Source organism: Kordiimonas lipolytica (assembly GCF_001550065.1).
Genome location: NZ_LRUB01000002.1, coordinates 74356 through 86731, shown reverse-complemented (window position 1 = coordinate 86731; position 12376 = coordinate 74356). Strand labels below are relative to the sequence as shown.

The 12376-nt window shown below is 57.6% G+C and carries 12 protein-coding genes; 4 read left to right on the top strand and 8 right to left on the bottom strand.

Translation table 11 applies throughout. The features are described from left to right. Positions 1–141 precede the first annotated feature (141 nt). Positions 142–1479 carry a spinster family MFS transporter gene (locus KORM41_RS00465; RefSeq protein ID WP_068143267.1) on the top strand — a complete coding sequence of 446 codons (1338 nt, stop codon included), beginning with the start codon at positions 142–144 and terminating at the stop codon, positions 1477–1479. Between the two features lie 15 nt (positions 1480–1494). Here the strand turns inward: KORM41_RS00465 and KORM41_RS00460 are convergent, their stop codons facing one another. From KORM41_RS00460 to KORM41_RS21625, 5 genes are all read right to left on the bottom strand, one after another. Continuing rightward, positions 1495–1725 (bottom strand): hypothetical protein, encoded by a 231-nt coding sequence (locus KORM41_RS00460; protein ID WP_068143265.1) that lies wholly within the window; start codon positions 1723–1725, stop codon positions 1495–1497. A 222-nt stretch (positions 1726–1947) separates the two neighbouring features. Further along, a complete protein-coding gene (pspC, locus tag KORM41_RS00455; protein ID WP_068143263.1) occupies positions 1948–2337 on the bottom strand; it encodes an envelope stress response membrane protein PspC in 390 nt (129 codons plus the stop codon). Then, positions 2324–2554, bottom strand: a complete 231-nt coding sequence (gene pspB, locus KORM41_RS00450; RefSeq protein WP_068143261.1) for an envelope stress response membrane protein PspB — start codon at positions 2552–2554, stop codon at positions 2324–2326. The genes pspC and pspB overlap by 14 nt, the downstream gene beginning before the upstream one ends. A gap of 38 nt (positions 2555–2592) precedes the next feature. Continuing rightward, positions 2593–3291, bottom strand: coding sequence for a phage shock protein PspA (gene pspA, locus KORM41_RS00445; protein ID WP_068143259.1), 699 nt, complete (start codon positions 3289–3291; stop codon positions 2593–2595). 155 nt (positions 3292–3446) lie between these two features. After that, the gene (locus tag KORM41_RS21625) at positions 3447–3614 is read right to left on the bottom strand and encodes a hypothetical protein (protein ID WP_156431836.1); all 168 of its coding nucleotides are present in this window, start codon (positions 3612–3614) and stop codon (positions 3447–3449) included. 219 nt (positions 3615–3833) lie between these two features. On the opposite strand from KORM41_RS21625, the gene pspF reads away from it, so the two are divergent. Both pspF and KORM41_RS00435 read left to right on the top strand, forming a co-directional pair. Continuing rightward, the gene (pspF, locus tag KORM41_RS00440; RefSeq protein ID WP_068143257.1) at positions 3834–4859 is read left to right on the top strand and encodes a phage shock protein operon transcriptional activator; all 1026 of its coding nucleotides are present in this window, start codon (positions 3834–3836) and stop codon (positions 4857–4859) included. An 89-nt stretch (positions 4860–4948) separates the two neighbouring features. Next, a complete protein-coding gene (locus KORM41_RS00435; RefSeq protein ID WP_068143256.1) occupies positions 4949–5302 on the top strand; it encodes a hypothetical protein in 354 nt (117 codons plus the stop codon). Here KORM41_RS00435 and KORM41_RS00430 read toward each other — a convergent pair. Then, entirely contained in the window at positions 5299–6729 is a 1431-nt protein-coding gene (locus KORM41_RS00430) for a putative O-glycosylation ligase, exosortase A system-associated (protein WP_068143254.1), read from the bottom strand. The genes KORM41_RS00435 and KORM41_RS00430 overlap by 4 nt on opposite strands. Before the next feature lie 101 nt (positions 6730–6830). Between KORM41_RS00430 and KORM41_RS00425 the strand changes: the two genes are divergently transcribed. Then, positions 6831–8531, top strand: a complete 1701-nt coding sequence (locus KORM41_RS00425; RefSeq protein WP_068143252.1) for an amidohydrolase — start codon at positions 6831–6833, stop codon at positions 8529–8531. Positions 8532–8575: 44 nt separating this feature from the next. Here KORM41_RS00425 and KORM41_RS00420 read toward each other — a convergent pair whose 3' ends face one another. Together KORM41_RS00420 and KORM41_RS00415 are read right to left on the bottom strand one after the other, a co-directional pair. Continuing rightward, positions 8576–10009 (bottom strand): dicarboxylate/amino acid:cation symporter, encoded by a 1434-nt coding sequence (locus KORM41_RS00420; RefSeq protein WP_068143251.1) that lies wholly within the window; start codon positions 10007–10009, stop codon positions 8576–8578. 145 nt (positions 10010–10154) lie between these two features. Further along, entirely contained in the window at positions 10155–12212 is a 2058-nt protein-coding gene (locus KORM41_RS00415) for an alpha/beta hydrolase family protein (protein WP_068143249.1), read from the bottom strand. Positions 12213–12376: the final 164 nt, after the last annotated feature.

The following is a 12376-nucleotide window of genomic DNA, read 5'->3' as shown; positions in this document are numbered from 1 at the left end:
TCCAAACACCAGCGCCTTGACAGTCGGGCCAAACGCCCGACTTAATGCTTACCTAACGACAGTGTGTCTATCGGATTGGCCCCTCAAGTTAAAGGCCTAAAGCTGAAAAAGGGCATGCGACACAAGCGAGGGGAAGCGCACATGTCACCAAACCAAGACGGCTATCCACGCCCGGCCTATGCCTGGTACATGGTAGCGCTGCTGCTGGTTATCTATACCTTTTCCTTCATCGACCGCCAGATTCTCGGGCTTTTGGGCCCAGCCATCAAGGCGGATTTTGGCATCTCGGATACCCAGTTTGGCCTCCTGACAGGCTTTGCCTTCGCGGTTTTCTACACCGTCTTCGGCCTCTTTTGCGCCCGTATTGCCGACAGCAAAAGCCGGCGCGGCTTGATAGCCGTCGGCCTGTTTCTCTGGAGCCTGATGACAGCGGCATCGTCGCTGGCCAGCAATTTCATTTCGCTGTTCCTGCTGCGTATGGGTGTGGGGATTGGCGAGGCAACGCTGGCCCCAGCCGCCAATTCCATTCTTGCAGACAGCTTTCCCAAAAAACGCCTGGCCACCGCACTCAGCGTCTATTCCATGGGCATTCCGGTAGGCTCAGCTCTGGCCTTCATTGTGGGGGGAGCGGCGATAGACCTGGCAGAACGCCTGCCGGATGTGGAAATCCCCGGCGTTGGCCTGATGGGCAGCTGGCAAAAAGCCTTCCTCATGGTTGGGCTGCCCGGCATCCTGTTGACGTTTCTTATGCTGACGGTCAAGGAACCCAGTAGAAAAGGTGTGTCTCAAAGTGGGGCCAGTATACCGGTAAAAGAGGTCGTGAAGCATGTGAAAGACCGTTTCAGAGCCTATGCCGGCATCTGCCTCGGTGTTTCCTGTGTGGCGGCGCTTGGTTTCGGCACACTCAGTTTCCTGGCCTTTTTCTTTCACCGCTACCACGGCCTGGCACCCGGTGAAGTGGGCAAAATTTTTGGTACAATTTCGCTGCTCACAGGGCCGGCTGGTCTTTTGCTCGGCGGCTTTCTTGCGGACTATTGGCTGGGCCAAGGCAAGAAAGATGCCCACATCCGGGCGCTTCTGGTTGCCCCCATTGGCTACTTGGTGCCCAGCCTGATACTACCCTTTATCGCAGACACCACAACGGCATGGTGGGTTCTCGGCATTTCAAACCTGTTTATCAATCTGCCGTCAGGCATCGCCTTCGCCTCGCTGCAGATCATCACGCCAAATCAGATGCGTGGTCAGATAATCGCGATGTATGTGCTGTGTACCAGCATCATCGGCTATGGTGCCGGCCCCTTGCTGATAGGCGCCTTCACCGACCATCTATTTGGTGATGAAATGATGCTGAACTATTCGCTGGCGACAGTGGCCGCGATTACGACGCCAGCCTGCATTGCCCTTTTGCTCTGGGGTCGCAAGGCCTACGCGAAGGCGCTTGAGGAAGAAGAAGCCCGCCTTAACGCCCAGCACTCTTAGGATGCTGCACTTCTGTTAGCGGACCTCGGTCTGCGCGTCGCCCTCGGCGCGCCTTTCGGGCCGCGTCCTTTGCCTGAGAACCAGCCGGCTGGCCTCTGTCGGGGCAACACGGAAAACAGGTTTGTGTTGGTACACCAGTTCCTGATAGTGGCGGTCTGCCGCCAGCATGTGGGGGTTCATCTCACTCGTGATCGCAGGTGATGTGGCGTTCAGCCCAAGGGCCAAACCAATAACGGCTACACTCATGTCACTCACTATCCTTGCTGTCTGCCGCGGCTCTTATGAGCGAGCTCTTCGGCTGTCGTCGGCGCCTTTTAGGCGCTCTTTGTTACCATCAGGTTAAACCATCCGGCTTATGAAAAAAGGGGCAGGTCCGATCAGCACCTGCCCGTTGTCGCAACACTTCTCTCGGGAGAAAGGGAAAGCTCTCCAGGAAGGGAAGGCTCCGACATATAGTCCCTTGAAAGTCTAGTCTTCGAGAGCCTTCAGTTCCCGCTCCAGTCGGAAGCGTTTGCTGGTCATATAGGCCTCCATCTCGGACGTGCGGCGTTCGATGTCCCGGAACCGGCGGCGCAGCTCAGCGGCCGTATAGTCCGGGCTCTTGCGCGTCTGCTTCCAGAATTCTTCTTCCTTTTCGTCCTCATAAAGGCCTTCGGGCTTTGGGTCCAGCGCCATCCCCAGGATGAAATAGCCGATCAGAAGCCACGGGAACGTAAAGAGGATGCCGAAGAAAGCCAGAAAACGCACCACGCCAACTTTGATGTCGAAGTAATCTGCGATGCCGGCACACACACCCATAACACGACCATGGACTGGGTCTTTGTAAAGTTTGGTCGGGCGGTTGTTAAAATTTGTCATGGTGACGGCTCCTCCAGTCTGGCACTTCGTCATCCATGATGCGTTCCATGGTGCGAAGGCGGTCTTCCAGGCGGTCGGCGGCGGTGCGCAGGTCGCCCAGCGATGCTTCATCTTCGGCGGTGATGCCATTCATCTGCTTCCATTTGGTGATGTAGTGGAAGATGATCCAGAGCGGGATCACGACGACTACGAGCAGGATTGGTATGGCTTCGTCCATTTTAGTTCCCCTATGTCTTTATTGTTGTTGGGCGCCGATTATTTCGACGCCGATTTTTTTGCAGGAGCTTTCTTCGTTTCACCCGAAGCTTTTGCCTTCAGAGCTGCCAGCTCTTGTTCGATCTCATCGTTGCTCTCAAGCTCCTTGAAGGCGTCCTCAAGGTTTTCGCCGCGACCAATGGCCATTGCTTCGGCTTCACCTTCAAGGCGGTCAAGGCGGGCGTCGACTTTGTCAAACCGGTCGAATGCATCCTGGATGCGGTTGTCATACAGATTCTTGCGGACACGCACCTGGTTCGACGCTGACTTGTGGCGGGCCTGCATGCTTGCCTTCTTGGCGCGGGCCTCGCGAAGCTTGGCTTCCAGCTTGATAACATCTTCCTCGTTGCGGCCAAGCGCTTCAGAGAGATGCTTCATCTCTTCTTCAAGATGGGCCAGCATTTCGGCAACCTTGGATTTTTCAATCAGCGCGCCTTTCGCCAGGTCGTCACGGCCTTTGGAGATGGCCAGCTCGGCTTTCTTCTCCCAGTCGCCCTGCGCCTGCTTCACCTTCTTGATGCGGCGCTCCAGGTCTTTCTGGTCGGCGATTGTCTTGGCAGCGGAAGAGCGCACTTCAACAAGCGTGTCTTCCATTTCCTGGATCACCATACGGATGATTTTTTCAGGATCTTCCGCTTTGTCCAGAATGGCATTGATATTGGAGTTAATGATGTCAGTCAGGCGTGAAAAGATACCCATTTTGTACTTCCTTTCGTATGTCCTCGCTACGTGTCCCGGGCTTTTGCCATTTTTTGGGACATGCCCCCGATCCTCGCTTTTTATTATTCTCGGGGGCGGTGTTAGTCGCGGCCCCGGCATCCCTCTTCTCGGGGTTAAGCCGGGGCCAGGATGAACTAGTTGAGACGACGTTGACGTTCCATGCGGCGCATGCGGCGGCTTATTTCTGGCAGGCGGCCATCTGTGTGGCGCGCGAGCTCAACCCCTGCAATTACCCCAACAGCATCCATCCCCTCGCGTCGTGTCCCGGGCGTTACCGGCATCATGTGGAGCATCTTGGTCATCTTCGTCGTCCTCTAGTTCTTGTTCGCTGTCTTGTGTTTGTTTTTTCGTGTCAGTCTTTTTTGTCGCTGACATTTCCCTTGTTTGCAGGGGGTGTGCCAGTTTTTGAAAATTTCTTAACCCATTGTTTTAAATGGATAAAAAATTTAACCTCTTGAATAACTGATATTCATGATAAAAATAATTACCAATATTTAGTATTTTTCACCTATTATTAGCACATGGTTAAAAAACAAGAACAAATCATCGGCGACAGCCCGGCTTTCCTGGACATGATGGACCAAATCAGCAGGGCAGCCCCCCTTGACCGGCCGATGCTGGTGATCGGCGAACGCGGCACGGGCAAGGAACTGATCGCCTGGCGTCTGCACTATTTGTCGAACCGCTGGAACAGGGTCTTCCAGAAGATGAACTGCGCGGCTTTGGCCGAAACACTTCTGGAAAGCGAGCTGTTCGGGTACGAGCCCGGCGCCTTCACAGGTGCCAGGAACCGCCGCGCGGGGCGGTTTGAAGCGGCAGACGAAGGCAGCCTGTTCCTTGATGAGATCGGCACCATGAGCATGGCGGCGCAGGAAAAGCTCCTGCGCGTCATTGAATATGGCGAGTTCGAGCGCGTCGGCGGCACCGACACCATCAATGTGGACGTGCGCGTGATTGGCGCCACAAACATCGATCTGCCAGCGGCCGCGGATGCCGGTGAATTTCGCCATGACCTTCTGGACCGGCTGGCGTTTGACGTTATTACCGTGCCACCACTTCGGGAACGCAAGGAAGACATCATGCTGCTGGCCGAACATTTCGGCATGGCCATGGCGCGTGAACTTGAATGGTTGGTGTTCCCCGGCTTTTCAAAGAAGGCCACGGCCCAGATGATGGACTATCACTGGCCGGGCAACATCCGGGAACTCAAGAATGTGGTGGAGCGCGCTATCTACCGCGCGTGGGACGGCGAACAGCCGGTATGCGATATTGTCTTCGATCCGTTCGAAAGCCCTTTCCGTCCGCCTGCTAAGACCAACCGCAAACAGCCTGCCGCCCCCGCTACGCCCATGCCCCAAGCAACACCCGCAGGCTCTGCCCTGCCGGACGGCCCGTTTGATCTCAAGGAAGAAGCTGCATCGTTCGAACGAAAACTATACAGGCATGCGCTTGAAGAAAGCCGCTTCAATCAACGCGCGGCGGCCAAGCATGTTGGGCTGACCTATGACCAGTTCCGCCACGGCCTGAAGAAGCACGACCTGCTTTGAGAGAGCTGTGAATTTACCGTGATCCCTGCGATCACATCTTGACCATGAATTGCCCCGCGCCCATAGTGCCGCCCATGTCAGAGCATCTCATGATCAAAAAACGCCAGAAACGGCGCAGGGCCGGAGCACTGGACCTACGCCTCAAACATCTGTTCGGGCTTATCCTTTTGAGCCTCGTGGCTTATGGCGCTTTCCGTTTTTGGGTTGGCAATCCCATGGAAAGCCTGTGCGGCGACGACTGTGAAAGCATGTACAGCCTAGTGGGGTGGATTCTCGGGTTCGCCATCATGCTTGGCACAGTCATTCTGGCGGGTGCGGTCATTGGGGTGGTGGTCGCTCTGGTGCGCAGGCGCTCTGGCGCCAGCTCCATGGATTTTGCATCCAAATTTGATGCCAGCGCCAGCCAGCCTCTGAAAGAAGACGAGACGAAAGAACAAGGCTAAGCTCTATGTCCGCTCTCTCGCGACAGCGCCCTTACCGCCTGCCCATCCCTATTCTGGTAAGGTGACCATTTCTTCGATTTGACAGGTACCGCCTCGGCATCTGAGCCGCCACCAATGTCGGCCCCCCTTCTCTCGGCGCGGGCAAGCAGCTTTTCGCCAATTACAGAACTGAGCACAATGAAGGCCAGCAGGTCATGGAAATAGTCAAAGGTGGCGATATTCACCGTCAGGCCACCGGCGGCGTAGCCCACCATCGACAACTGGCACGCGGCGCACAGGTCCCCCAGCCACCGAGTCTCCTCATGCGCTCTGTAACGCTTCGCCGCCGTGCCGCCCGCATACCACCCGGTGAACAATATTGTCAGCCATAGCACAAGCCCTGTGTAGCCATGCTCTGCCAGCACTTCGAAATAAATGGAGTGCGGCGCCCTGGCCTTCTCGCCAGGCGACATATACAGTTCCCGCGCACGCGGCACATAGAAGACATCAAATCCACCACCTTCGATCGGGTTGTCATCCGCCAGGTTAGAGGAGAATTTCCACATCACCACACGCCCGCGGAAACTGTCGTCTTCCGTGGTTTTTTCACTACTCTCGATACGGTTTTTCCAACTGTCCGGGGCAAAGTAATAGCCCCCCACCGCCAATGCGGCCATGACGAATAGCGCGGTAAATTTCCGCCGGGTTTTCATCAGCATCATGAAGGATACAGCCGCCAAGGCGGCAAAGCCCCCGCGGGACTGTGTCCCCACCACCGATATGGCGAAACACAGCGCCAGTCCAAGCGCCGGCCATTTAAGGTAGGGTTTTGGCGGGTGCTGGAAGAAATAGATCGCCAGCGGCAGGGACATGGCCATGGCAACCGCAAGCTGGTTGTTGTCCCCCATCATGCCGCCGGCACCCTGCACCCGACCGCCGCCGCCTGTTGCAATGGTATAGAGACCACCCTTCACACCAATGTAGGCCATCGACATCATCAGAACAAATAGAATGCCTTTGAGCCGATTGGGCGTCTGCATGGTTATTATGGCCACGAACGTGAACAAGAGCACCTTGAACAAATGGACGAATTTCTCCATCGCATTGCCCGGGTCGAACGCCATGATGGTGGTCAGGATGATCCAGACCAGATAGGTCATTAGGATGACGACAATGGGATGCCCGGGAATCTTTTTTCTGGTGCCGTCCATCACCAGGCCCGCCAGGGTCACCAGCGCGACGTAATCCAGAAAACCGAAACTCGCGGCAAAGCCATAGGTATAGGCGTGGGGGTTCATGTGCGACAGCCAAAACCACAGCAAAACACCAACAACAGGACGAAAAAAGGCGAAAGGCAACCAGCCTAGAACAATCAATGCAACAATCGCGTCACGCACAGCCCGAACCTTCCACAGCCCCCCGCCTTCCCGGGTGGGATTGCCCTGCATTGTGGCCTGTCAGCATGCCGGGCGCAAGGGTGGACTAACCCTTTCTCTTGACACTCCTTTTTGCAGCCATAGCATGATGGTCTCAGATCAGGAGATGCACCATGCGCCCCATCAGACTATTTGCCACCCTTTTTGCCCTTGTTGGCACTGCCGCAGCAGGTGTGTTCGCGCAGGATACAACAAATGCACCCGCCGCCACGCCTGTCGCCGACATGGTCATCTGGGGCGGCCCCATCTACACCGCAGATGACGCCAACCCCACGGCTGAAGCCGTTGCCATCAAGGGCGGTGTCTTCATCCATGTCGGCACCCGGCTTGAAGCGGAGGCCCTTGTGGGGGACACTACCACTGTGCTGTCGCTCGACGGCGCAGCCCTTTATCCGGGCTTCGTGGATGCCCACGCACACCTGCACGGCATCGGCGAACGCGAACTGACGCTGAACCTGGAAGGTATTGATTCTCTCGAAGCCGTGAAAAAGACGGTTGCCGACTGGCGGGCGAAAGAACAACCAAGCGTGCTCGTGGGACGCGGCTGGATTGAAACCCACTGGCCGGAAAAACGCTTCCCAACACGCTGGGACATCGACGAAGTGGTCGGCGACATTCCGGTGATCCTGACCCGGGCTGACGGCCATGCCGTTGTTGCCAACTCGAAAGCGCTTGAGATGGCGGGTGTTACAGGTGAGACCGAAGCCCCTTATGGCGGCGAGATCATCAAAAACGCTCTTGGGGAACCCACAGGCATGCTGGTCGATGCTGCCATGCCGCTGGTTTACGGCCTTGTTCCCGCCCCCACCCAAGCAGACGTTGACCGTGCGCTGGTGACCGGTGCGAACGTCTATGCCCAGTATGGCTGGACCGGGCTTCACAATATGTCCGTGCCCATGACACGAGTGGAAGCACTTGAGCGCCTCGCGGACGCTGGCGATGTGAAAATCCGTGTTTATAACGCCATTGAGCCAGAGGATGCCCCAAGCCTGTTCGCCTCCGGCATGCGCCAGAATGCGGACGGCCGCATCGTCACCCGCACCATCAAGCTTTACATGGACGGGGCGCTTGGCTCCCGCGGGGCGGCGCTCCTCGAGCCATACAGCGACGCCGCGTCTTCCGGCCTTCTCTTGACTACCAAGGACGAAACCATGCCGCTTCTGCGCCAAGCGCTCGGCTCTGGTATCCAGATCGCCATGCATGCCATCGGGGACCGCGGCAATCGCCTGGTGCTCAATTGGTTTGAAGAAGCCTTTGAGGATGTGGCTGTGCCAGAGCGCGCCATTGCAGACCCGCGCTGGCGCGACGAGCATACCCAGATCGTGACCCCGGAGGACCTGCCGCGCTATGCTGAACTTGGCGTGATTGCGTCCATGCAGCCAAGCCATGCGATCGGCGACCTGCATTTCGCACCGGACCGGTTGGGTGACGACCGGCTCGTGGGCGCATATGCCTGGTCAAGCCTCATTGCAAGCGGCGCCGTGGTTGCCGGCGGGTCAGACGCGCCTGTTGAACGCGGCGATCCGATGATTGAATTTTACGCTGCTGTTCACCGCCATGACCTGAAGGGTTTCCAGGGTGAAAACTGGCACGCGGAAGAAGCGGTCACCCGCACTGAAGCGCTGAAGATGTTTACCCTGTGGCCTGCCTATGCCGCTTTTGCTGAAGACCGGCTCGGCAGCATCACCGTGGGCAAGGATGCGGACCTTACGGCCTTCGACCGCGATATCATGACGGCAACCCCGGCGGATATCCCGAAAACCAAGGCCATCCTGACTGTGGTGAAGGGCGACGTCGCCTATATGGCGGAATAAAGACCTATCGAAAGACGAGAAAAAGGCGCCGCAGGGCGCCTTTTTTAATGCTTGGTGATGATGATGTCTTCGCCGGTTTCGCGGCGGATACTTTCGCGCCGGGCTTCGGCTGCCAGTTCCATCTGCAGCGGCCGCGCACCGCCCACCCAGCGGTCCATCACGGTGGAGGCCACCATATCGCCGGTGACATTCAGCATGGTGCGGCACATGTCCAAAATCCGGTCCACCCCCATGATCAGCACAATGCCCTCAACCGGAATTCCAACAGATGTAACCACCATCGAGAGGATCACAATCCCCACCCCCGGCGTGGCGGGTGTGCCGATGGAGGCCCCAACAGACGTTAGGACAATAAGCAGATAGCCAGAAAGGCCGATATCGACACCGAACACTTGCGCCAAAAATACGGCAGCCACGCCCTGGTAAAGTGCTGTGCCGTCCATGTTGATGGTGGCCCCGATGGGCACGATAAACTGGCTGATGGAGGGCCGGACATCCAGCTTGTCTTCCGCCGTGCGGATCGACAGCGGCATCACGGCAGCCGAGCTTGAGGTGGAAAAAGCCAGCAGCAGCAGCTCCCTGATCTGGCCCACAAACTCAATCGGGTTCCGGCGCGCCACAAGCGTGACAACCGTCATATAGAAAAGAAACAGCACGCCAAGCCCCGCCAAAACCGTCAGCACATAAACGGCCATGCCGAAAAGGGCATCAAACCCAATCTTGGAGGTCAGCTGTGTCATCAGGCCAAAAACTGCGAATGGCGCCAAAAGCATCGCCCAGCGCACAACGGTCATGCACACCGCCTGCAACGACCCAAGAAGGTCAAGAAGCGGCTTGGCCTGCACGGGTTCCATCAGCACCAGTGCCACGCCCACAATCACGGCAAACAACACCACCTTCAGCATGTCCATGTCCGTCATGGCGACAAGCGGGTTGGTGGGCAGGATACCCAGTATCTTCTCAGGTATGTCGCCGATACCGATGATCTCAGCCGATACGGGCGCAGAGACCTGCGGCAGGCCACCAAGCGTGGCGCGCACGGTTTCAGCGTCTACATAATGGCCGGGCTGGATGACCATCGCAGCCACCAGCCCGATGGTGATGGCGATCGCCGTGGTGCAGATAAAATAGGGCACGATGCGCATGCCAAGGCTTCTGAGCTGTTCCATATTTTCGCTGGCTGCCAGCCCGCGGATGACGGAAGCGAAAATCAGCGGAATCACGATCATCTGAATAAGCGCCAGGAACAGATGCCCCGGCAGCGCCACCCAGCTGACAATGGTGGCGGAAATGTCGGCTGGCACCAGACCGGCTGTCGGCCCGAGGCCATAGCCCAGCACAAGCCCCGCGATCATGCCGATCACCACCTGCAACCACAGCCGACCCCGCACCAAGATGCGCAGATAGCGGCTCAGATATTTCAGCGACCGCGGGTGTAGCATCTCCACCGGCTGGTGCGCCTGTTGCTCTCCTGCCATCGGTTCTCCCCCGGTATCGGCTGGTGCGTTCGACCAATCCTTGATTGGCAGGGCTTTTATGTCAACCGGCTGGGACCATCGGCCGCATTCAACATATAAAAAGGGCGCCGAATGACGCCCTTTCCTATTCCTTATGCCTCAGCCGCTAGTCGGCTTCGGCTTCCGGTTTGTATTTGTCAAACCAGGCCAGAATGTTACCGATCTTCTGCACCAGGTTAGACGGCTTGGCAGCGATACCGTGCCCAGCGCCCGGGATGCGTACCATCACGCTATCGACTTTCTGAAGCTTCAGCGCCTGGTAATATTGCTCAGTTTCCGACATGGGCGTGCGGTAATCCTCTTCGCCGGTCAACAGCATGGTTGGTGTCTTCACATTGCCGACAAGGCTGAGCGGTGACCGTTTCCAGTAGTTTTCCTGGTTTTCCCATGGGAAGCCGTCGAACCAATATTTGGTGAAGAAGGGGCTGAAATCGGCGGTCAGCACGAAGCTGGTCCAGTTGATCACCGGCTTGGCCACCACGGCTGCGCGGAAGCGATCTGTCTTGCCGACAATCCAGGCCGTCAGCACGCCGCCGCCGGAACCACCCGTGACATACATCCGGTCTTCATCGATATAACCTTGGGCGATGACCTGGTTCACCGAATCCATCAGATCGTCATAGTCGTTCGACGGATAGTTCTGGTGAATCTCATTGGCGAAAGATTCGCCATAAGAAGTACTGCCCCGCGGGTTGCCGTAGACCACAACATAGCCGGCAGCGGCATACCCCTGAATTTCGGCGGAGAACTGCGGGCCATAGGCCGTGTGCGGGCCACCGTGGATTTCCAGAAGCAGCGGGTATTTCTTCGACGGGTCGAAGTCAGCGGGCTTGGCGACCCACGCGTGTATCTGGTGTCCGCCAACGCTGGCTGGGAAGGAAATCTCCTCCACGCTCGCCATCGCGCGGTGGCCTAGCACGTCGCCGTTCAGGTCTGTCAGCGTGGTGACATTCGATATCCGGTCCACCACCGCCAGGTCAGCCGGGCGATCGGTGCGCGACTGGGTAAAGACCACGCGGCCATCAGCCGTGGCCCGGAACGTGCCGCTGGTGTAGGGGCGACCCAGCGTGGTGCCGCCAACCGCATCGGTCATCACGCGGCCACCGCCCACCAGGTTTACATAAGCCACCAGCCTCTTGCCGTTATTGTCATAGCTGTAGAAGATGCCGCGGCCATCGGGCGCCCATTGGATTTCACCGATACCGCGATCAAGCGTCGGCAACAGGGCGCGGCTGCCGCTGCCGTCTGTATTCATGACATAAAGCTGGGCATTCTTGCTGGAGAGGCCATCATCGTCGAAGCCCAGGTAGGCGACCAGCTTGCCGTCCGGCGAAATCTGGGGCGCAACGTCCGGACCTTTGCGGTTCGTCAGGGTCGTGATGTCACCCGAAGCGACGTTCACGCTGTGGATTTCGGATTCACGGCCGTTGAGCTCCCACCCTTCCACGCGGTTGGCGGAAAAGATGATATTCTGCGAATCAGCGGTCCAGGCCAGCGCGCCGCCGTGGTTATAGTCACCGCTTGTTACCTGACGCGGGGTGCCGCCGTCAGCCGGCACCACAAACACATGGGTAAAGCCGCGCGGCAAATAGCCTGCGCCGTCCGCCCGGTAGGTCACCCGGTCAACCACCTTGGCCGGCCCAGCCCAAGTTGCCCCCTTCGGGGCGGGTGGCAGGCTATAGAGCGGTTTGGCGTCTGTCGGCACAAACATGGTGAAAGCGATCATGCTGCCGTCGGGCGACCAGGAAAGCGACCCGGGGCCATACTGCAGGTCGGTCACACGGGCGGTCTCCCCGGTATCCAGCCAGCGCACGTAAATCTGGTTCTTGCCTTCTACGGACGACACATAAGCCATGCGGCTGCCGTCTGATGAGAAACGCGGCATGCGGTAGCTGGCCTTGCCCGACAGCACTGGGCGGTGACCGCTGCCATCCAGGTTTACACGCCAAATATTGGACCGGGTGCTGTCTGTCATGATATCGAGCGACCGGCGCTCATACACAACAGCCTCACCGTCCGGCGTCAGCCGTGGGCCGGTGGCATATTCCAGATTGAAAATGTCTGAAAGTTCAAATTTTCTGGCGTCTTCATCGGCTGCCGCAGATATCGGTGCCATGACCGCAGCGCACAGAAAGCCCGCCGTGAGTGTCCCCGTGATACGCATTTCTTATATCCCCTTGTCAGTCAGGTAAATTCGTTGTCCGAAAACCTAGCAGAGCTTGTCCTTGCATCACAAGCGCGATAAGTTTTTAGTGGTTTCATGATAAATCCTTTACCTTTCCCGAATAGCAATAGAAGGAAGGGGGTAGGAATTTTTCGCAGCACAAG